General features: G+C 47.3%; 25 protein-coding genes and 1 pseudogene. 18 read left to right on the top strand and 8 right to left on the bottom strand.

Features of this window, described 5'->3' with window-relative positions; genetic code table 11:
* The first annotated feature begins 11 nt into the window (after positions 1 to 11).
* From ctaG to FTX54_RS11780, 4 genes are all read left to right on the top strand, one after another.
* Positions 12 to 929 carry a cytochrome c oxidase assembly factor CtaG gene (gene ctaG / locus FTX54_RS11795; protein ID WP_147803591.1) on the top strand — a complete coding sequence of 306 codons (918 nt, stop codon included), beginning with the start codon at positions 12 to 14 and terminating at the stop codon, positions 927 to 929.
* Positions 930 to 941: 12 nt separating this feature from the next.
* A complete protein-coding gene (locus tag FTX54_RS11790) occupies positions 942 to 1,562 on the top strand; it encodes an SCO family protein (RefSeq protein WP_147803592.1) in 621 nt (206 codons plus the stop codon).
* Between the two features lie 98 nt (positions 1,563 to 1,660).
* Positions 1,661 to 2,002 (top strand): hypothetical protein, encoded by a 342-nt coding sequence (locus FTX54_RS11785; RefSeq protein WP_338484701.1) that lies wholly within the window; start codon positions 1,661 to 1,663, stop codon positions 2,000 to 2,002.
* A 416-nt stretch (positions 2,003 to 2,418) separates the two neighbouring features.
* A complete protein-coding gene (locus FTX54_RS11780) occupies positions 2,419 to 2,658 on the top strand; it encodes a hypothetical protein (protein WP_147803594.1) in 240 nt (79 codons plus the stop codon).
* Between the two features lie 477 nt (positions 2,659 to 3,135).
* Here FTX54_RS11780 and FTX54_RS11775 read toward each other — a convergent pair whose 3' ends face one another.
* The 4 genes and pseudogenes from FTX54_RS11775 to FTX54_RS11760 form a co-directional block, all read right to left on the bottom strand.
* A complete protein-coding gene (locus FTX54_RS11775) occupies positions 3,136 to 3,531 on the bottom strand; it encodes a hypothetical protein (RefSeq protein WP_246125610.1) in 396 nt (131 codons plus the stop codon).
* Between the two features lie 499 nt (positions 3,532 to 4,030).
* Complete coding sequence (locus tag FTX54_RS11770; RefSeq protein ID WP_338484699.1) at positions 4,031 to 4,576, bottom strand: hypothetical protein; 546 nt, start codon at positions 4,574 to 4,576, stop codon at positions 4,031 to 4,033.
* 182 nt (positions 4,577 to 4,758) lie between these two features.
* On the bottom strand, positions 4,759 to 4,941 hold the full coding sequence (locus tag FTX54_RS11765; RefSeq protein WP_147803597.1) for a hypothetical protein: 183 nt from the start codon (positions 4,939 to 4,941) through the stop codon (positions 4,759 to 4,761).
* A 28-nt stretch (positions 4,942 to 4,969) separates the two neighbouring features.
* Positions 4,970 to 5,208, bottom strand: a pseudogene (locus tag FTX54_RS11760) (IS1595 family transposase); the annotation flags it as partial.
* Positions 5,209 to 5,613: 405 nt separating this feature from the next.
* Here FTX54_RS11760 and FTX54_RS11755 point away from each other — a divergent pair.
* The 14 genes from FTX54_RS11755 to FTX54_RS11690 all read left to right on the top strand — a co-directional run bounded on the left by FTX54_RS11755 (position 5,614) and on the right by FTX54_RS11690 (position 14,950).
* Entirely contained in the window at positions 5,614 to 5,826 is a 213-nt protein-coding gene (locus FTX54_RS11755) for a hypothetical protein (RefSeq protein ID WP_147803598.1), read from the top strand.
* Between the two features lie 107 nt (positions 5,827 to 5,933).
* Entirely contained in the window at positions 5,934 to 7,214 is a 1,281-nt protein-coding gene (glp, locus tag FTX54_RS11750) for a gephyrin-like molybdotransferase Glp (RefSeq protein WP_147803599.1), read from the top strand.
* A 5-nt stretch (positions 7,215 to 7,219) separates the two neighbouring features.
* Complete coding sequence (gene mobB / locus FTX54_RS11745) at positions 7,220 to 7,699, top strand: molybdopterin-guanine dinucleotide biosynthesis protein B (RefSeq protein WP_246125611.1); 480 nt, start codon at positions 7,220 to 7,222, stop codon at positions 7,697 to 7,699.
* Positions 7,672 to 8,142, top strand: coding sequence for a molybdenum cofactor biosynthesis protein MoaE (locus FTX54_RS11740; protein WP_147803601.1), 471 nt, complete (start codon positions 7,672 to 7,674; stop codon positions 8,140 to 8,142). The genes mobB and FTX54_RS11740 overlap by 28 nt, the downstream gene beginning before the upstream one ends.
* Positions 8,139 to 8,375, top strand: coding sequence for a molybdopterin converting factor subunit 1 (gene moaD / locus FTX54_RS11735; protein WP_147803602.1), 237 nt, complete (start codon positions 8,139 to 8,141; stop codon positions 8,373 to 8,375). Before FTX54_RS11740 ends, moaD begins: the two co-directional genes overlap by 4 nt.
* A gap of 17 nt (positions 8,376 to 8,392) precedes the next feature.
* Positions 8,393 to 8,689, top strand: coding sequence for a HesB/YadR/YfhF family protein (locus FTX54_RS11730; RefSeq protein ID WP_147803603.1), 297 nt, complete (start codon positions 8,393 to 8,395; stop codon positions 8,687 to 8,689).
* A gap of 14 nt (positions 8,690 to 8,703) precedes the next feature.
* Positions 8,704 to 8,874 (top strand): hypothetical protein, encoded by a 171-nt coding sequence (locus tag FTX54_RS11725; RefSeq protein ID WP_187254521.1) that lies wholly within the window; start codon positions 8,704 to 8,706, stop codon positions 8,872 to 8,874.
* Positions 8,875 to 8,960: 86 nt separating this feature from the next.
* A complete protein-coding gene (locus tag FTX54_RS11720) occupies positions 8,961 to 9,926 on the top strand; it encodes a BMP family ABC transporter substrate-binding protein (protein WP_187254522.1) in 966 nt (321 codons plus the stop codon).
* Positions 9,923 to 10,474 (top strand): DinB family protein, encoded by a 552-nt coding sequence (locus tag FTX54_RS11715; RefSeq protein WP_147803605.1) that lies wholly within the window; start codon positions 9,923 to 9,925, stop codon positions 10,472 to 10,474. The genes FTX54_RS11720 and FTX54_RS11715 overlap by 4 nt, the downstream gene beginning before the upstream one ends.
* Positions 10,475 to 10,495: 21 nt before the next feature.
* Positions 10,496 to 10,825, top strand: coding sequence for a hypothetical protein (locus FTX54_RS11710; RefSeq protein ID WP_147803606.1), 330 nt, complete (start codon positions 10,496 to 10,498; stop codon positions 10,823 to 10,825).
* 359 nt (positions 10,826 to 11,184) lie between these two features.
* Positions 11,185 to 11,463 (top strand): DUF4190 domain-containing protein, encoded by a 279-nt coding sequence (locus tag FTX54_RS11705; RefSeq protein ID WP_147803607.1) that lies wholly within the window; start codon positions 11,185 to 11,187, stop codon positions 11,461 to 11,463.
* A gap of 123 nt (positions 11,464 to 11,586) precedes the next feature.
* Entirely contained in the window at positions 11,587 to 12,858 is a 1,272-nt protein-coding gene (locus tag FTX54_RS11700; protein ID WP_338484666.1) for an IS110 family transposase, read from the top strand.
* A gap of 1,016 nt (positions 12,859 to 13,874) precedes the next feature.
* Complete coding sequence (locus FTX54_RS11695) at positions 13,875 to 14,342, top strand: hypothetical protein (protein WP_147805213.1); 468 nt, start codon at positions 13,875 to 13,877, stop codon at positions 14,340 to 14,342.
* Between the two features lie 374 nt (positions 14,343 to 14,716).
* Positions 14,717 to 14,950, top strand: coding sequence for a hypothetical protein (locus FTX54_RS11690; protein ID WP_147805214.1), 234 nt, complete (start codon positions 14,717 to 14,719; stop codon positions 14,948 to 14,950).
* A 94-nt stretch (positions 14,951 to 15,044) separates the two neighbouring features.
* Here FTX54_RS11690 and FTX54_RS11685 read toward each other — a convergent pair whose 3' ends face one another.
* From FTX54_RS11685 to FTX54_RS11670, 4 genes are all read right to left on the bottom strand, one after another.
* Entirely contained in the window at positions 15,045 to 15,710 is a 666-nt protein-coding gene (locus tag FTX54_RS11685) for a PolC-type DNA polymerase III (RefSeq protein WP_422387435.1), read from the bottom strand.
* A gap of 652 nt (positions 15,711 to 16,362) precedes the next feature.
* Entirely contained in the window at positions 16,363 to 18,294 is a 1,932-nt protein-coding gene (locus tag FTX54_RS11680) for a DUF294 nucleotidyltransferase-like domain-containing protein (protein WP_147805216.1), read from the bottom strand.
* Positions 18,275 to 19,936, bottom strand: coding sequence for a sodium:solute symporter family protein (locus FTX54_RS11675; protein WP_147805217.1), 1,662 nt, complete (start codon positions 19,934 to 19,936; stop codon positions 18,275 to 18,277). Before FTX54_RS11675 ends, FTX54_RS11680 begins: the two co-directional genes overlap by 20 nt.
* Before the next feature lie 36 nt (positions 19,937 to 19,972).
* Complete coding sequence (locus tag FTX54_RS11670) at positions 19,973 to 20,278, bottom strand: DUF4212 domain-containing protein (RefSeq protein WP_147805218.1); 306 nt, start codon at positions 20,276 to 20,278, stop codon at positions 19,973 to 19,975.
* Positions 20,279 to 20,360: the final 82 nt, after the last annotated feature.

Raw genomic sequence — 20,360 nt, 5'->3', positions numbered from 1 at the left:
GAGACATGGTAATGGAACAATTTTTCTCAACGTTCACTTTCAGAACTATATGGACTCCGGAACTAATGGTGGTTCTTGGACTTATCAGTTTTTTATACTTCCTTATCATAACAAAATTCAGTCACCGGTTTCCAGATGCAGCGCCCGTTCCGAAAAAACGGATCGTATATTTCCACCTCGGGCTTTTCGCTGTCTATTTAGGATTCGGCGGACCGCTTTATGTACTCGGACATATTATGCTCAGCATGCATATGATCTCGATGGCGATTGTATACTTAATTGCACCCCCGCTGCTTCTGCTCGGGATCCCTTCCTGGTTCTTCAGCTATTTTCAGAACATCCGCTGGGTGAGGGGAATCTTTTTAGTTGTCGGTTTTCCGATTCTCGGCCTGCTCCTCTTTAACGCCGCTTTTTCGATCTACCATCTGCCCGGCGTTTTCGACTTTCTGCTGACGAATGAAGGAGCACATAACATTTACCAGCTCGGCATGCTCGTACTGGCGACGCTCATGTGGTGGCATATTCTGCCGAGAATTCAGACGCGTTACCACCTGTCAGAATTAAAGCGGATCGGTTTCATGTTTGTCAGCGGCATTCTTTTTACTCCGGCCTGCGCCTTAATTATTTTTGCAGGAACGACGCTTTATGCTACGTACACCGACCCGGCAACATGGGCGATGGCGATTTCCTACTGCCTGCCTCCGGGTGCGGATATACCTTACGAAATGCTCTCCGGCCAGCAGTCGATAACCTTTTTATCTCCTCTAAATGATCAGCAGTTCGGCGGAGCGATGATGAAAATCATTCAGGAGCTCGTTTATGGTATAGCGATCGGCTACTCCTTCCGGCTCTGGATGAAGCGGGATAAGGATGAAACGCCTAAAATGGAATTCAAAGAATATGAAATGTACGAACCAAACGTGCAATAAAGGACGGATACTATGAAAAAACTGGCAGGTCTTGGCGGATTTGCCCTTCTGCTCAGCGGGTGCAGCTTCCTGTATGAAGATGCTTCCGAATCAGCGCAGGGCGATTCGATAATTGATACGACAGTTTCCGAGGACCAGTGGGAAGTGAGCGGGATAGAAGCGGTCAACCAGCATGAAGAAGAGGTTTCTGTCGAGGACCTGGAAGGAGGCTGGTGGATTGCCAACACGATATTCACACGCTGCCCCACAGTCTGTACGGTCATGACACCAAACATGGCGGATCTGCAGACAGCGCTTCAGGATGAGGAAATTGATGATGTAAGGCTGATCTCTTTTACCGTCGATCCCGAGTTTGATACTCCGGAGCGTCTCGAGAGCTACGGCGAATCCTACAGCGCTGATTTTGAAAGCTGGGATTTCCTGACCGGCTATGAAGAAGAAGAGCTTCAGACTTTCGTACAGGAGTCCTTCAAAGCTCAGATTCAGGAAGTGCCTGAACAGGAAGACATCATGCACCCGACCCGTTTTTTCCTCGTCGGTCCGGATGGATCCGTGCACCGGATGTACGCCGGAGAAGATAACTTTGACGCCGAATCCACCGTCGAAGATCTCCAGCAGGTTATTAATGAATAAAGGAAGAAGCCGCTTTCCCTTTTGAAGGGAGCGGTTCTTTTTTTTAGCTCTGTTGTTGATATATATAAGAAACTTCGCTTCAACTCGGCAGGCTTGCCGTGGAGGAGATTTCCAGCTTCCTCAGGCTGACGCCCTGCGGGATCTTCCAATCTCCTTCTTCCACAGGCGTCCGCCGGTTTCCGCTTCGTTTTGATTTCCCAATACAGAAAGCCCGCTGGTTGAATCAAGAAGGTACAAAAGTAGAAACCAATACCAACACGGAGCTTGGCTCTTACGCAAAGAAAGGGGACTTGGCTTTCCGGCTTACGATGACAGAACATAACTTTACTTTAAAAGCTTGTGAGCCTGGCTTAAACGCAAGAAGTTTTAAGGGTGAAATTAGCTTTTTTGTCAGATATAGTTTATTTTCACCAAACGTGCGTAAGAACCCGGAGCTTTAACAGAGCCTTCTTTTAGGGATTTCGATTATTAAAACAATGGAAGTCAGGGGTGGGGCAGCGTAAGTACTGTTAATTGCAGCATCAGCTCTCTTAAATTACCTCGAATTCTGCTGAAGGACCTCCACGGTTTTTCCACCAATGGAACTTTATATTTTCCCAAAAGAAAGCTTTCAAACCTTCACGCAAGAAAATAAACATGGAAAAGTAAATTTTTTTCAATTAATTTTAAAATATTAATGAAATATCTACCAATTACCTATATGATAGAAAGAAGAAAGTTCTTCACAGTGAAAAAACATTGGAAGAGCAGTCATTGATGCTGAATACTTGGACGTACGTGTTGAAGAAAGCAATACATAGAAGTCAGGGTTGGGGCAGAATAAGGGTAATTCTTAAAAAAGCAAAGGAGAGGGAACGTGAATATCAGAGGGGTATTATTAGTGTTGTTCGTCGGTGTCGGCCTTGTCGCGGGATTTTCACTAAATAATTTTTTAGTCTGGATGGTAGTTGGTGCAGGGGCAGGATGGCTTCTCGATAACTTTCTGTCGAGTCTGCGTACAGAAGAAGAACAGGTTCCTTCTGAACTGGAAAAAAGACTGGCAGCTTACGAAGAAGAACAACAGGCGGCTGCAGAGCGAAAAGAAAAAGCAATGTAAGAAAAACCTGCAGGGGATCATTTAACAGGTTCAGTTTTGGGGGATGAAATTAAAAGTATAATGCCAATTAACAAGGAGCTGTGCATAAGGATAGGGGCACGGCTTCGCACAGACAAAAGCCTGTTGGACCAATCCTGGTCTAACAGGCTATTTAACATCTTGTCTGCTCCGTGCGTGTTTTCAGGCTGTCTCGATACACCTATTGAGACAGCCTTTTGTTTTCTTTTATCCATATATTCATGTTTATTATGTTTTAATAGCGAAATTACCATAAGTAATCACTTAGTACATGACAAGGGGCTGCTGAATTATAGCCGCTTGTTAAAGTTTCTTTTAAAACAAATGCTGTGAATCTTGTTTTAATGGGTCGTTTGTTATGGGATTACATCCAGGAAGAGGGTGGAATGAATGGATTTTATTGAATCCAAAATAACAATGACAGTTACTTTTTAATGAAAAACACCGCTGAGAGAGGGGTCAGTCCTCCGTGGTTAATGTTAAATTTTCTGTTTGTCCATTCCAAGTAACTTCTACTTCAATTTCCTCGTCCTCCCGCGTGACGGCACAGCCTTCACAACCTGTACGTCCAGTGTCCGCAACTCCATCGTTTAAAGCTCTTCCCGTTCCTTCTGTACTTCCTATTCTATAGTATTCTAATGTTTCAGGAGCGTTCCCTTCACCAATATATTCAATAGTTCCAGTAGACTCCTCCTCATTTCCGTTAGAAATATCTACTTCATAAACAACCTCCCAGTTTTCACTGCTTCCTAAAAAGTGATATTCAGCCCCGTCTTCTCCGTTCCCTGAAGACACATCACCATCTCCGTTTCCACAACCATTCAGGATAAATGCAAATGCGAGTAATCCTATCATTTTCTTCACAACTACTCCTCCATTCATAGTAATGTCGTTCACTAAAGATAAAAATAGGGGAACTTAACGGTATTCTAAGTACAGCAAAACCAGTATTTCCGCTGCCATTTGTTAAAGCTTCCGGTGCTTTTTTCAATATTGTAAAAGGACTTTGAGTCATACTGCCGAGTTTTGGTTTGGAATCAATTTCATAATACAAACGAAAGTTGGAAATCACAAATTGTGGAAGAGATCTCCGTTTCAGATGGCTGCTTTCCCGAGGGCTTGTCTTCAGCTAACTTTTGCGAAAAAATGACTTCGCAAAAGTGGATCTTCAGACTGCGCTGATCCTCCGGGAGTCGCCATCCTTCTCTGCGATAACTTTTAGAATATGAAAGTTCGTTTCTGAAAAAAACTAATGATGTTCGTATATTTTTTAAATAAATGAAATTATGAATTGGTTTATTGGAATACAAAATCAAAAAGATAAGTTCAATTTACGAGCTGAACCACTATTGAGTTACGATTCGTTCTCTCGTTCCAGTGAGTCAATGTCAAGCCATTCCACATGCTCTTCCGTCCCATCTTCCATAACAAACTTCACATCTAAATCTTCTTGATTCTGAACACTGAACCAAAACCTTTTTTCATCTTCAACCTTGATAATTTCGGCTTTTTCGTCTCCTACATGTATTTCGGAAATCATCTCATCCAAGGTGCCCCCGGCATAAACGTATGGGAAATCTGATGCCACTGACCAATTCACGGGGTCTCCCCATTCCGCTCCCGTCGTATGCCGCCAGTTCCAAAAACCGTTCTCCTTTTCAAAGTATGCGAGAAATATTTGTTCCCCGTTAGGGTTCGTTTCTTCAAATATTGCAAGAGCATCATGTTCGTAAACGATATCCAATTCATGATATACGAGTGAATAAGGACGATCATCTCTGTCCTCATGACTTTCCATTTCGTTGTGAAAAAACGCTTCAAATGATTGATCCTGGGAACAACCAGCTACAAAAGAAACTGAGGCAAAAAGGATACAGAAAAACTTAATTGAACTCATCATTAACCCCCTTGATTTTTCTGCTTTTCCTATCAAATTCATTTATAAAGTATGCTGCATTCTCTTCGGTTTCTCCGCCCAATAGACGGTAATTAATCTTGTAACCGAAACTGTTAATATTTATTGCAGGTGAAAAGTATCGAAACGCTGCCTTTATAACCAGTCAGCTCAATGTATCAGTAACATCATTCACTTTGGCTGTGCGGTGTTTTGTTTTTACCGGCAAGAAATGCAGCAAGCAGTAAAAAGACTATCCCTAAACCGAAACCTATAGCAGTTGAATATTCAACTGCACCGTTCAGAGCGAACCCTCCAAGAATAGAGGCTGCAAACAACAATAGGAACGCTGCTGTATAATTATTTTTCAAATTTTTTCTTCCCTTATAAGAAAGTGCATTATTTCCTGAATTTTGATAATCTTATTGTATCATAGGTTTTGACATTTGGAATTAAATTCCCTTTTGTAGTGATTTCATTTCTATGAACACTCTTTAACACTTGAAATCAAGCGGGGGTTTCGTTCACATAGTCTGCTGGCACCCCTTTAAACCGTTGTGTTCATGCTTCACCCTGCGAAGGTAATAGTTCACGTTCTGATTGTGATAAATTGCTTTTGTGCAGAATTTACCGTCCGTGATCGTAAACCGGAAAGTGTCTCCATGGAAACGAAAGCGTCCATTTATCACTTATCACCTTTATTTTCAAGACAGCCTTTAATTTTGCACTACAGAACTGGACGCGTAAGAATCTTTCCGGCAGTTTATTTACTGCGCTTTTTTACACAAAAATAGAGAAAGTTAACAGCTGAATTATGCTGAGAAGGGGAAAAGGGATAAAGAGTACAAAATAGTGTATTTCCCATCCTGAAAAGAATGCTCAGAAGCTTCCGGCAGGAGGAGACTGGACCCCTCCGATATCCTGCGGAAGACTTTCTGCTTCGGTATTTTCAGGTGGAGGTACAAAATGCTGGACAGGCACAGCGTCAGTGTAAAACAGAAAAGGCATTATTCTGTATGTCTTTCAAAAGGGAGGAATGGGCTATGACAGGACTTGTCAATCATCTTCAAAAATTGGGCCTCGAATTAAAAGCAGGGTGGGAGATCCGGGAAAGCCTGGATGAACCTTACTGGATTGAACTTCACAACCGGAACGGACTGGTGCGTACCCATCTTCTGATGAGTTCCGCACTGGAAGATCTTGCTATGCTGGAAGCAATTGATAAAACGGACATTCCTGAAGAAAAAGCACTGTAAATGACACGAAGAAACCGGAGCTTCGCATCAGGCGGAGCTTCTTTGACGTCTTATGCACGCAAATGCCGGATACTTTGCTAAAATAGAAGAAGAGGAGGCCGATAACTATGGTAGAAAAAAGGAAGCCGATTCACGTATTAGAAGCAGTGAACCGTGTGATGACACGGCTACATACATCAGGCATAGAAAAAATTCCGCTTGAGGAAGCGGGCGGACGCTGGCTGGCAGAACCGGTAATCGCAGACGAAGCGGTTCCTCCGTTTGACCGCTCTCCGTTCGACGGATTTGCGGTCCGCTCGTCGGACACGACAGATGCTTCGCGGGAGCATCCGGTCACGCTGCGCGTCATTGAGACTGTCGGGGCAGGCCACATTGCCGGTAAAGTACCTGGTCCGGGAGAAGCTGTCCGCGTCATGACCGGAACGATTATGCCGGAGGGGACAGATGCTATCGTCATGTTTGAGCTGACAAAGGAAGCTGAAGATGGATCGTCGATGACGATCAGCCGCTCCTTTGCGTCAGACGATAATGTTGTGAAAAAGGGAGAAGAAATGCTAAAAGGAGACGAAGTCCTTGCATCCGGACAGCGGATTCATGCAGGCATTACAGCGGCACTTGCTACTTTCGGCTATGCGAAGGTGACCGTGGCGAAAAAGCCGCGCGTGGGGGTCTTTGCGACCGGCACAGAGCTGCTTGAACCAGGCGATAAGCTCGAACCGGGAAAAATCCGCAACAGCAATGCTCCAATGGTCGTCGAGCAGCTGAAGGAAGCAGGGGCCGAGCCGAAATATTTCGGACAGCTCCCCGACGATTTTGACCACTGCTACGAACAGGTAACGGATGTTCTCGGGGAAGTGGATGCGCTGATTACGACAGGAGGGGTTTCCGTCGGGGACTTCGACTTTCTGCCGGCCATCTATGAAAAGCTCGGAGCCGAAGTCTTATTTAACAAAGTCGCGATGCGCCCGGGAAGCGTGACGACAGTGGCCTTTAAAGACGAAAAACCGCTTTTCGGACTGTCCGGCAATCCGTCTGCGTGCTTTGTCGGATTTGAACTGTTTGCGGCACCTTGGGTGAAAAAGGCAATGGGGGCCGGGAAGCCTTATTTAAAACAGACGAAAGCCGTACTCGGGAAAAGCTTCCCGAAACCGAATCCTTTTACCCGCTTTGTCCGGGGGCATGCCTCTTTTGAAAACGGAAGCCACACCGTCATTCCAGCGGGTCTCGACAAATCACAGGTCGTCACGTCGCTAGCCTTATCGAATGCGCTTATCGTCCTTCCAGGAGGAACCCGCGGCTTTGAAGCAGGCGATGAAGTCGATGTCTTTTTACTGCGCGGGGACGGCGGTTCCGCTTTCTACGAACCGGTAAAGGAACGCAGAACGTGAGAGTAATGCAGATTGTCGGCTGGTCTGATTCCGGGAAAACGGTGCTTACAGAAAAGCTGCTCACTTATTTTCAGAAAAAAGGAGTCGTCTGCGGAACGATCAAGCATCACGGCAAACAGGAAAAGCTCGGACTCGATCAGGGAAATACCGATACAGCGAAGCACCGCCGCGCCGGAGCCCGGTCTTCGCTTCTTACCGGAGCAGGAGAGTCTCAGCTGAACGTTGATGACAGTCTTTCGATGGTTAAAATGCTCCGGCTTCACCTCGTTCTGGAAACAGAGCTGCTGCTGATCGAAGGATTCAAGCAGGAAAAATTTCCGAAAATTATCGTGTTCGATAAAAATAAACAAATCAGTGGATTGAATAACGTCTGTGCTGCCGTCGGCCCGTCCGCCACCGGGGCAGACTTTTCGTGGGAGACACTGGAGAAAGAAATGGACACGTTAGGAGAGATAGTATGGAAAAAAAGCGAAATTATATCGTGACGACAGACGTGCTTGATCCGGCAGAATGGATTGAGCACGTGATCCGTCCGGAAGCTGGTGCCATAAATACGTTTATCGGAACCGTCCGTGAATTAACGAAGGGAAAACGCACGCTTTCATTAACCTATGAAGCGTATGTGCCGATGGCGGAAAAAAAGCTTGCTCAGATAGGCGCGGAAATCGAAGAGCATTATGAAGGCTCCCGGGTCGCGATTGCCCATCGGATCGGCCGGCTGGACATTTCCGATATTGCAGTCGTTATTGCCGTTTCTTCCCCGCACCGCGATGAATCTTATCAGGGCAGCCGCTGCGCGATTGAAAGAATAAAAGAGATCGTGCCGATATGGAAAAAAGAACACTGGGACGATGGTTCCGAGTGGATAGGAGATCAGCTGGAGAAGGTTTCCTATGCAGATAAAGTAAAAAAGGAGGAAGAGCAGTGATTAAAGTATTATTTTTCGCAGGCATGCAGGAAGCAGCCGGAACGTCAGAAATGACATGGGACAGAGAGACTGTTACGGTAGAAGAAGTCCGGAAGCATGTACAGGAAGTCTATCCGCAGCTTGTTCAGGCGGGAGTGGTTCCTGTAGCGGTGAACGAAGAATTTGCAGGAGAAGAGGATCCGGTCCAGGCTGGAGATACGGTCGCGTTTATTCCGCCTGTGTCCGGAGGTTAGAAAGGCAGGCGACAGCAATGAAACTTCACATAGAAACAGAAGCAGGCCGCTGGTTTGAAGAGGAAATGAATCTCAGCGGAGGTGAGGAAATCCAGTTTTTCGTCCGCTACGGAGGCTGTGGTAATTTTCAGTCGGGATTTTCTCTCGGTATCGCTCAGAAAGAAGCGGAAGAACCGGTATGCGAAACGAAGGAAAACGGAGTCCGTTTTTATATAGAAGAAAAGGATGCCTGGTATTTAGATGGAGCTGATATGCACGTCGTGTATGATGAGGAGAAAGAAGAAATAACTTATGTCCACGGCAGCCGCGGGTAAAAGGGAGTGAATCGATGAAACTGGCAATTGGAGTGGCCATCTTTTCCATTACCGCTTTAATTCTGTATTTTCTCCTGGATATAGGGACGGATGTCCCGACTGAAGTAGCTGTGATAGCTGCTCTCGGAGGCGGAGCACTTCTTGAATGGAGCTATTTTGAAATGCAGAAACGAAGTTCGTCATAAAAATGTAATGTAACAGAAGTAGGGAATTTCACCTGAGCGTCGAAAGGTAGAAGAGGACCTATTTAGGAAAGAAGGAGATGGCGGGAGTGACCAGGAGAGTGTGGAAATATGCTCTAATTCCTTTCCTCGCATTAATAAACGGATGCTCAGGCCAGCAGGAGGAAGAGCCGGCGGTCGGCATGCTGATGACTTATGGAGTCGAAGATCAGGAATGGAATCAGCAGGGCTATAATGGGGTAATGCAGCTGCAGGAGCAATTAAATGCAGACGTGCATGTGAAAGAACATATCGATTCGTTTTCAGAAGCAGAAGAGGCGGTGGAAACACTGGAAGAGGAGGGAGTGACGCTTCTCTTTGGCCATGGCGCCGTCTACGCAGATATATTTATGAACATAAAGGATGATTATGAGCACATCCATTTTGTTGCCTTTAACGAGCATGTTTCAGGATCCAATATTACGAGCGTTCAGTTTGACGGCTATGCGATGGGCTACTTCGCAGGAATGATTGCCGCAGAGCAGTCGGAAACCGGCAGCGTTGCGTCCATCGCTGCCTATCCATACCAGCCTGAAGTGAGAGGGTTTGCCGAAGGTGCGGCTGCTCACGGAGCGGAAGCGGCACTTCGTTTTACGGGAAGCTGGGTGGACGATGAAGAGGCGCAGCTCTTGTTCGATGAAGTAACAGCCGGTGGAAGTGATATCGTCTATCCGGCAGGGGACGGGTTCCACGAGGGTATTATTGAAAAAGCCCGGGAGCAGAATATTTTTACGGTCGGTTATTTAAACGAAGACTTTAAAGAGGAAAGCACAGTGCTCACGAGTACGATTCAGCACGTAGAGGAGCTTTACATTCAGGTTGCAGAAGCCTACGTTCAGGGTGATCTTGAGTCGGGCAATCACGTCTATGATTTTGAGGACGAACTGATTTCCCTTGCTCCATTCAGTCCGGAAATGGACGAAGAAGCCGTCCGGCGTGTCACAGAAGCAGTGGAATACTACAAAGAGACCGGTCTTCTGCCATTTGAGCAGGAGCAGGAGGAGGGCGTATCATGAAATATACACTGGCACCTGTATCAGCAAGAGAATCCATGCATTTATTAGGCGGCGTGATTCAGACGAGGGAAAAACTGCTTGAGCTTATTGCCGAACTGGATGAAGAGGATTTTCACCATAAGGTACATGATTTCCCTACGATAGCCGGCTATGCCCTGCACCTTGCTCAGATTGAATGGTGGTGGAACAATATGGTCCTCCGCTCGAACGGGATGAGTAAAGAGGACCGGGATCGGTTTTATTTTCAGGAAAAGCAGGTTATTACCTGCCCGGATCATTTGGAAAAAAGCTATCTCCTCTCGCGTCTCGGAGAAGCCCGTATGCAGACCCGGGAGTTCTTTTATGCTCTGTCAGATCAGGAATTCCGCCGTGCGGACCTGACGATAGTCGGTTCTGACGGTGAAGAAATGTATTCTCCGGAATGGGTGCTCTATCACCTGCTGCATCATGAAAGCTACCATCTCGGCCAGATGAATATGCTGAGAACGTGGATAAACGGCCAGCGTGAGAAATGGGATCATTTTAATACTCCTTATCTCTCTTTGTAATTTTGGAAAGGAAGTGGAAGTTTGTCACAAAATAAGGAAGCAATGAATAAAATGGCACAGCGGGTCCTCAATGGATACGAAGCTGTTCATAATAAAGATTACGCCAAAGCAAAACAACTTCTGGAGCCTCTTGTTCCAATGCTCCATTCGGAAACGAAGCCGAACATTAAACTGCTCTCCTATACGGCCATTGCCCAGATTGGAACAAAAGATATCGAAACGTTCCTGGAGACGTGTGAAGAATTAAAGAAATTCGAGCCTGCCGATACTCAGGAAGCCGCGCTCGTTCAGCGCGTGGACGAGATGTTCGTTGTTCTTATGGATACGCTGAACGAAGACGATCAGCAGTAGGTGAAAAGAAGGGCCTTCATGACGTAAGTCGTGAAGGCCTTTTTCGTAAGGAGAACGTTTTCATCAATGTTCCACAGGAGGAGGAAGCGCAATAGGATTTTTTCATGACTCCTGCGGGAAACTCTGTTAAAATGACAAACAGTATCAGGGTCCGTTTGAATGGATGCTCGTCGTTGATTGAAAACATCGTTTTCTTTTTTCGTATGAGTATATATGGATTTGAAGGAGATTAATTTTCTTCCGCTTACCGGCGGTCGGAAGGTATCCGAGGGGCTCGTTTTCAGCAGAGAAAACTGGCATCATCCTTACAATAAACACTGTTCCGCAAAACGGAAATTGTTAAGAAAATAGGTGAAGAAATGGCAGCACTCTCCACACCGCACACCCAGAACCAAACCAACTTAAAAGCTATCTATTCGATTGTCTTCGGCATTCTCTCGATTGTTCTCTTCCTGCTGCCAGTCGTAGGACTGGGTCTTGCACTTGCAGGGATCTTTACCGGCATAGTGGGTAAAAGAGAGATAAAAGAGAGCCGGGAAAAAGGACGCGGCCTGATTTTGGCAGGCATGATCTGCAGCGGAATCGGAGTACTCCTGCCAATTGTTTTTGGTATACTGGCGATCATGGTTTTCTTTTAAGATAGCTGCGTTAAAGCATTCCTGTAGAGTGTTAATTTCCACTTTGAAAAAACAGGGGCCCCTCGCTAAGATAAGAATAGAGACACGACTCTACTATTCCAAACCTTGAGGAGGGACCTTACTATGAAGTTTAAAATGCAGGACCAACAAAATCAACGGATTGCCCGTATTTCTTCCAGCCACCTGATTATCGGGGTGGATATTGCCCAGCATCACCACGTGGCACGTGCTGTCAATTACCGGGGCATCGCCTTTGGTAAGCCGTTGGCTTTTGAAAACAACGAGGAAGGGTTTACCCGGCTTCTCGACAGGATCGCTGCGTGGAAGGAAGCGAGCGGCTGTACGACCGAAATCGTCGGGATGGAGCCGACCGGCCATTACTGGCTGAACCTGACCGCCTGGCTGAAGGGCCGGCAGATCGATGTTGTCACCGTTAATCCCCACCTGGTCAAAAAGAATAAAGAAAACCGGGATCATACCCAGTCCAAAAGCGATGCCAAAGACGCCCTCGTGATTGCCGACATGGTTAAAAACGGCTATTACAGCCAGATCCATCCCACGTCGGAAACGTTCGACTCGCTCCGGGTGCTCATGGCCAACCGGGAGGTGCTCGTGAAACGGCGCGTTGCGACCATCAATCAGCTGCACCGCTGGGTCGATATTGTCTTCCCGGAACTCCGGGAGGTCTTTCAGGATCTCCAAAGCAAAGGGGCCATCGCTACCCTGCGGCTGTTCCCCATGCCGAAACAACTGCGGGAGCTGGACGTGGCGGACGTGATCCACGGATGGAAAACAGGGATGAAACGTCACGCCGGCCACCGGAAAGCGGAAACGCTGCTTGCGGTGGCGAAACGGTCCGTGGGAAGCACGCAGGCGCCGGAGGCGTATCTCCTGCACCTGGACCAGCTGCTCGAAGAATGGGACCTGGTCACGGCCCAGCTGGAACGGGTGGAACACGAGGTGGCTGCCACCCTGGAGCACGTGACCTACCGCCACTCCTTCCTTGCCATCGATGGGATCAGCGATCTCTCCCTGGCGGGGATTCTGGGGGAAGCCGGTGATATTCGTGGTTTTGCCCATGGTAATGCGCTCTTACGTCATGCCGGCCTGCACCTGGCCGAAGCGAGCTCCGGCAAATGGAAAGGACAAGTGGTCCTCTCCAAACGCGGAAGGTCCCGGCTGAGGCGCTGTTTATACCTGGCCACGCTGAGCCTGATCAAAAACAACGCGGATTTCCGGCACCTCCACCACGTCAATGTGCAGGGCAAAAAGATGAAAAAGATGAAGTCGGTCATGAAACTGATGGGCAAGCTGGCACGAATCCTCGTGGCCCTCGCCAGAGGGGGAGAACCCTACTGTTCAGAGAAAGTCCGACCGCTTCCGTCTGCTGTCTAGGGGGTGATCGTCCCGTCGGCTCATCGAATCATGGCTTATTCGCAGGATGAAAAAGAAAGCACGGAGGACCGGATACCACAAACCAAAGGGCCCGGACCCGTCGTTAAAGCAAAACCGGCCTCCACCCCCTGGCCAGGCATGACAAAGGAATGAGAGGGCATGGACCCGTTGAGACATGGGAGGAAAAGCCTCCAGGGACCGCGTGGAGAAGACGTGCAGGATATGGTAAAAAATGGAGTTTTCGCGACCTCCTTTCTTTCCGCCTGTCTTGGAGCGCCTCCTCTTCCGTTTCTTTCGTTGATCTATCCGTCAGGTGCGATCGAAAAGGGGGAACATCCTGCGAATGAGCGAGTATTTGAGAGATAAACCTATCTTACCGAGGGAGTCTGTGGCTCTAACACACGTTTGGTGAAAATAAGTTATATCTGACAAAAAAGCTAATTTGACCCTTAAAACTTCTATCGTTCAAGCCTGGGCCACCAGCTTTTTTAGTTAAGTTACCTTATGTAGTCGTAAGCCGGAAAGCCAAGTTCCCTTTTTTTTGCGTAAGAACCCGGAGCTTTTACAGAAACACTCATGCAAAAGCCTTGCGCCATGAGGCATGAAAATGGCCTTCTATAGGAAAGGAACTTACCATTTATACAAGGTGCAATGAAGGATTTTCAAAAGGGCATTTTGGTTAGAAGGAAGATTCAGCTCTGTCTTTTTACCGTAAGCTGGAGTGGATATGGGGCGACTCCTGGGCGAATAAGGACGAGCCGAAGATCCATTCCGCCCGACCGAAGGGGAGGACGGAATTAGCTGAGGCCGGCCCGCCCGGAAAGCGTCCCCATGGAAACGAAAGCGCACGTTCATCGCTTTTCTACTTTATTATCAAGGCAGCCTTCAAGATAAGCCTTAACTTATTGGGAAGAACTGAAAAAGGGAGAGCCTGACTGTCCGCTGATCCCAATGTAATACCAAACGTAAACAGAGCTGTTCAAATAGTTTTATGTAAGAAGGAGTCGACTTTATTTATGCCCTCTACTAATAAAATTCAGCTGAATCTCGCCGGCCTGCTTACTGCAGCGGTTATCGTCATGCTGCTGTGCGTACACGTATTCAGCATCTACCCGGGAGCTTCTTCCTATGAAGAAACGGAAACAACCATTACGATAGAAAACGGCGCGTTCAATGCAGACGTCTATGAAATAAATAAAGAAGAATTCAGTCAGATCGAAGTACTCACTCTGGCCAACGTAGAGGAACAGGCCGAGCAAATGGAAGCGGTGGCTGGCTGGGCCGTCCTTTTGTTTGCTGTAACCGGTGCTGCAGCGCTGATCATGACCGGGACGAATTTTGCAGGAACCGGTCTGGATAGAAATACGATTCTCGGTGCTGCGTATGTGCTTACAGTGCTTATCTTTATTTTCATCATCATCCGCTACATCCAGGCCTACGAAACAATGCAGAGCACGATCGATCTGGTTACAAATACGTTGTAAAGAATTCTCTAAATGGCTTAGGCAGCTTTCATTTACTACCAGGGGGAACCTTGGATTCAACTCTGCCGTAAAGGAGCCCTGCAGCTCGGCAACACGTCGTGCAGGAATTCGAGGCTCCTTCTCTACAGGCTGGTCTCCCTTCGTTTTTAAGATAGTACGACAATTATATCTGTATAGATTGCACTTATTATTTATACATTTCTCTACTGTCAGCCGCCTTTGTTTCACTGGAGAGGCTTTCCGGGAGGTCTGCCTGTCCAACCCATTCACGAAAAGTGGACAGGCTTTTTCATGTCTGAGCCTTTAGCCTTGGCTTAAAATCAGCTTAAAACGGGAAAGGACCAGTAAAGACGAAAGCGTGAGGAGGCTTGAATATGAAAAAACGCGATATATTCAATGATTTGAAAAGACTGATCACCGATCTGGAGAAACAGGAGGAATCCACTGTAGCGAGAGTGGAAGAAAAAGAAGTAAACATCGGCGGTAAAAAGGAAATTCTTAAAACAGAAACGGTCTTTCGTGCCCGTACCGGTCTTCCCGGATCGTCAGAAAAACAGGGAAAGAGAGTAGAAACAAATGAAAATCCCCGGAACCGGCTGAAAGATTAGCGGGATCGTAATAAAAGTAAACATGCCGCAGAAAAAAGCGTTCTGACGAAATTTTCGTCAGGACGCTTTTTTGATTTCATGTCTGGATAAACTATCAGCGCTGGAAGGCCCAGCCGCCGTTTTCCGTATTTGTAATATCTGTAAGATCTCCCAGCGTTGTCTTGCCACGGTCTTCCACATAGCGCAGCAGCTCCACGAGCAGGTGCGCAGTCGTCAGAGCGTCACCGAGAGCACTGTGCCTCTCGAATATTTTTGTCCCGAAATTAAGCGCATAGTGCTGCAGATCCCGCATATCCCAGGATGGAGCAAGATAGCCGATAAGGTCGAGTGTATCGACATATATTGGCTCATCAAACGTATATTTGTGCCGCTGGAGCTCCTTTTTCAGCACCATTACATCAAATGCCAGATAATGCCCGACCCAGCCGTCACTTCCGTTCTGCTCAATGTACTCATAAAATTTTTCGATGGCTGTGAACGAATCAGGAGCGTCAACGACATGATCATTTGTAATGCCGGTCAGTTCCGTTATCCGCTCCGGAATGTTTCTCTGGGGATTGACATAGGTTTGAAAGGTGCGGTCTGTAACGTGAAGGCCTTTTACCTGCACAGCACCGATTTCGATAAGCCGGTCCTGGCCGCCTACTGCAAAACCTGTTGCTTCTGTATCAAAAACAGTAAAGCAGAGGTCGCGGATCGGCGTATTGAGAGGCTGCTCCTGAGTCAGCTGGTAATGCATCTTTTTCTTTTTCCAAAACATCATAGCCGGAACGCTCCTTTAGTTTGAGCCATTAAAGCTGTGTTAAAGTAAAGCTGATTTTGATAAATGTAAAAAACTCCGCTTTGACCTGCCGTGGAGAAAATTTCCGGGTGGGCTGCGCCACTGCAGGATCTTCCAATCGCCTTCTTCCACGGGCTGTTTCCGGTTCGTTTTGATTTTTAAATATAGAAAGCCTGCTTTTCGAATCAAGAAGGTACCAAGGTAGAAATCAGTGCCAGGGCAGAAACGCCTGCGGAAAAAGAAAGCAGTCATTCCAAAAACAACACGAAGCTTTAACAGAGGCAATCATGCAAAAACCTTGCACCATGAGGCATGAAAATGTCCTTCTATAGGAATGGAATGCCCTCTCTATACAGGTCGAATGAAGGATAGGCAGAAGGGGGCTTCTTTATTAGAAGGCCGATCCTGCTCCGTATTTTTTACTGTAAGCTGGAGGGCACATGGGGCGGCTCCTGGGCGATAAAGGACGAGTCCCATTCCGCACGACCGGTAAGCATCCCTATGGAAACGAAAGCGCACATTCACCGATTTTCTACTCTATTTTCAAGGTATCTAAAAGAAAAGGTCAGAAAATTCAATTAATATCATTATAAGGGAAAGTTAACCTTCTGTCACAGGAGAATCCGCTTTTTTACATTATCCCAAAAGCTGTGAGTGTTTTATTCTGCAGAGAGCGGATCGTTTTTAAAGCAATCATCAGCTCTTCTTTCTCCCGGGTTTTCATGTGCGCAAAATGTATTTCACTCGATTTTTCTTCCCCGCGCTGATAACGGTCCCAGGACTGATGAACCCGGATGGAGACAACCACTTCGTAAGCAAAGTACAGCTCATCTGCGAAATCAACAGTGAATACTTTCTGATCCCGGAGACGGGAAATCTTTTCTTTCGGAGTTCCTTCCACAACACCGTGATGGGCGCCTAAAAGCTGCAGGCCGTGGTAAAGAGGAAAAAGCGCCTGCTTTTTAATATCAATTTTATCCCTTTTCATCTTGAAGAGGGCTCGTATAGGATGATCGAGCGTCGGTACAGGAGTCTGTTTCTCCAGTTCGGCTGCCCGGTAAAGGAAAATGCGTGATTTCTTAAGCTGATCCTGGACCATTACCGTAAATTCGTCGTGGAGCACCTCATCTCCGCACATGTAACGGAAGGCGAGAAAGTTATTGCCGAGAAGAATGTTATCGTTTGTTGCCCGCAGACCCCACGTTCTCAAGCGTTCCTCCCAGCGGCTGATTGTGCCGCGCCACTGTTTGAAACTTGCCATCATATCCCCGTCGCAGCGTTTGTATCCCGCCATCTCCATAAAGTTGACGATTTGAATACCGAGCTGTTCGAAATACGCTTCCACCGCTTCCTTCTCTTCTTTTTGCGGATCTTCGTAGACGAGGAAGTGATCCTGGTCGGTGAGCATAAACTGCTCTCCGCGTCCGCCGCTTCCCATTACATAAAATCCGAAGTGGACCGGCGGTTTCCCGTAGTTGTCCTGTTCCATTTTCTCCAGTGCCAGATCCACGCAGTGCCGGATGAGACGGTCGTAAAGATTTGTAATTACATCAAGGACGTGGAGGATTGGTATTTCATCTTCCAGCAGTTTGCCGAGAACACCGTAGATGGCATGTTTGACTTCATGAATATTTTCTTCTGAAGAAACTTCAATTTCCTGCAGAATATCAAATGTGCCCCGGTTTTTTTTGCGCAGAAGGTCCGAAAGGGTAATCATACCGATCGGACGCCCGCTTTGTGTGACAGGCATATGTTTGACGCCTTTGATTAAAAAAGTGGACAGAGCTTCATAGTAATAGGCATCTCTGCGGATGGTAAATGGATCAGCAGTCATTATATCCTCTGCGGTTGTCTTATTGGAAGCGCCGCCCGCGACAACTCGGGAGACGATATCCTTTTCTGTAATGATGCCGCTGAGTTTCTCGTGATCATCAACGACGAGCAGGGAAGTGACGTTATCCTCCATCATTTTCTGCGCCGCTTCCTGGGCGGAAGCCTGTTCGGCGATAACTACAGGCGGTTCATTCATCAAATCCTGAACTCTCCGGATAAAAGGGTCACTTTCTCCCCATTGGCGTGCCAGTTTAACCTGCTCGGCAAGAGAGGCATAAATCTCCCGCAGCCGGGTAGCGACCTGGCGCATCACATAGTCACGGACAGCTTCATCATGCCAGCGGGCTTCGAGTACTTCGTAGGGAATGTGCAGGCAGACAGCATCTTCGGCGGCTCTTACTTCCACGGTATAGTTTTCATCATGGGGGTTCGGTTCTCCCAAAAAGTCGGCAAGACTGGAAAACCCCATCATCTCGCCTACTTCGAGTACTTCGAGTACTTCTTTCTGGTCACTGCTGCTGTCGGATGCGATGCAGACTTCCGTGACACCTTCAAGAATTAAGAGGAGACCCTCACGCGCAGATTTCGCGTAGAGGATCTTCCCGCCTTTCTTATAGCTGTTTAAATCACATTGTTCAAGCAGTTCCTTCGCTTCGGCAGCGGAAGCACCGCTGAAAATCGGATGCTTCCATGCCTGATCTGTGTAATCTTTATTTGTCGGAGTTGTCATTCATCCAAACCTGCCCATCTTTATAAGTCATCTGTTCCGGATAGCGAAGATCAGTTACTTCATCCTGAAGGCGCTGCTCCGGAGGCGGAGTCATAAGAGAAACGACGATAACTAAAATCAGGTTCGCGGTAACACCGAATACCCCGGCTCCGGTATCCTGAATACCAAAGAACGTAATACCGGCCATTGATAGGAAGATATAGCCGAGCGTAACGGAAAGTCCGCCGAGCATACCGGCCATAGCTCCCTGTTTATTCATCCGCTTCCACCATACACCGAGGAAGAGGACAGGGAAGAAGGTACCTCCGGCAAGAGCAAACGCCCAGGCAATGATCTGGGTAATAACTCCCGGCGGGTCAAGTGCAACAAGTCCTGCAGCAATCGTAGAGAGCACGATGGCAATACGGCCTGCCTGCAGTCTTCGTCCGTCCGTAGCATCCGGTCTCATCAGCCGGTAGTAAATATCATGGGCGAACGAGGAAGAAATGGTAATTAACAGACCGCCGGCAGTGGAAAGGGCAGCAGCCATGGCACCAGCAGCAACAAGGCCGACGACAAACATTCCGAGGTTGGCAATTTCAGGTGTCGCCATAACTACGATGTCCTGATGAATAACAAGCTCTTCCCATTGGAGGACGCCGTCACCATTTGAATCGGCAATTTCAAGAAGACCGGTATTCAGCCAGGCTTCCGTCCATCCAGGCAGGTTATCGATAGGAGAGCCGACGACTTCTGTCATAATTACAAAGCGTGAGAATGCGGCATAGGCCGGTGCTGACAAATAAAGCAGGGCGATGAATAAAAGGGCCCATGCACCGCTCCAGCGTGCCGCTTTCATCGTTGTAACGGTATAAAAACGGACGATGACGTGCGGTAGGGCAGCTGTACCGACCATTAATGTAAACAGAAGGGCCAGAAACTGAGCTTTATTCCCTTCTTCAAACGGAGCGAAATATTCGGAAAGGCCAAGCTCCCGGTCAAGTGCTCCAAGCTCATTTACCACATTTCCGTATGTAAGCCAAGGCAGCGGATTTCCGGAAATCTGCAGTGATAGAAATACGATAGGAATAATATAAGCGGTAATAAGTATCATGTACTGGGCGACCTGCGTCCAAGTTACACCTTTCATCCCCCCGAGAGAGGCATAGATCGCGATAACGACTACCCCGATCATTACCCCGGTTGAAGCTGGGAGATTGAGGAGCCTTCCAATAACAACACCGGAGCCCGAAAGCTGTCCGATAATATAAGTGAAACTGATAATGATTGTAGCGATCGCAGCGATCAGGCGGGCCGGGTTACTGTCGAAGCGGTCCCCGATAAATTCCGGAACCGTAAAGCGCCCGTACTTCCTGAGCTGCGGAGCAAGCAGGAAGGTTAACAGAAGATACCCTCCGGTCCAGCCCATAATATAAGCAAGTCCGTCGTATCCAAGTACCATGACGGTTCCTGCCATACCAATGAAGGAAGCAGCGCTCATCCAGTCGCCGCCGATGGCCATCCCGTTCCAGAACGGTGGAATACCGCGGCTTGCTACGTAAAAGTCAGAAGTAACTTTGGCACGGTTATAAACCGAAATGCCGATATAAAGAGCAAAAGTTATTAAAATAAGTATTAGTGAAACGAGTGATTGCTGATCCACAAATGATCCCTCCCAAAAGATGGTTGCTTTCCGTTTTTAGTGACCGGAACCGCTCCCGCTGATTTGTTCGTTCTGTTTATCATCGATACCGAACTTTTTATCAACGCGGTCACTAATGATGGCATTCAGGAACAACAGGATTACAAATGTTACAACAGCACCCTGAGCTCCCATATAATAGTGCGCCGGCATCCCCATGATCGTTGCTCCTGTCTCATGAATAACATCAGCAAAAGCAGCGACTCCAAAGGAAACGGAAAAACCAATAGCCAGAAAGATAATGATCATTGTCGTTCGGATTTTAAAATATTGGTCTGCTACTTTTTTATCTACTTTTTTCATCGAAGCCTTCCTCCTTCTATGTGCTCAAGTTTTCACAGTGTTTAACAAAGTCACCCCCTTTAAATAATGTATGCAAAGCTTC

Source organism: Alkalicoccus halolimnae (genome assembly GCF_008014775.2).
Lineage (GTDB): Bacteria > Bacillota > Bacilli > Bacillales > Salisediminibacteriaceae > Alkalicoccus > Alkalicoccus halolimnae.
The sequence above is the reverse complement of the archived record's forward strand: the minus strand, read 5'-3'. Positions and strand labels throughout refer to the sequence as shown.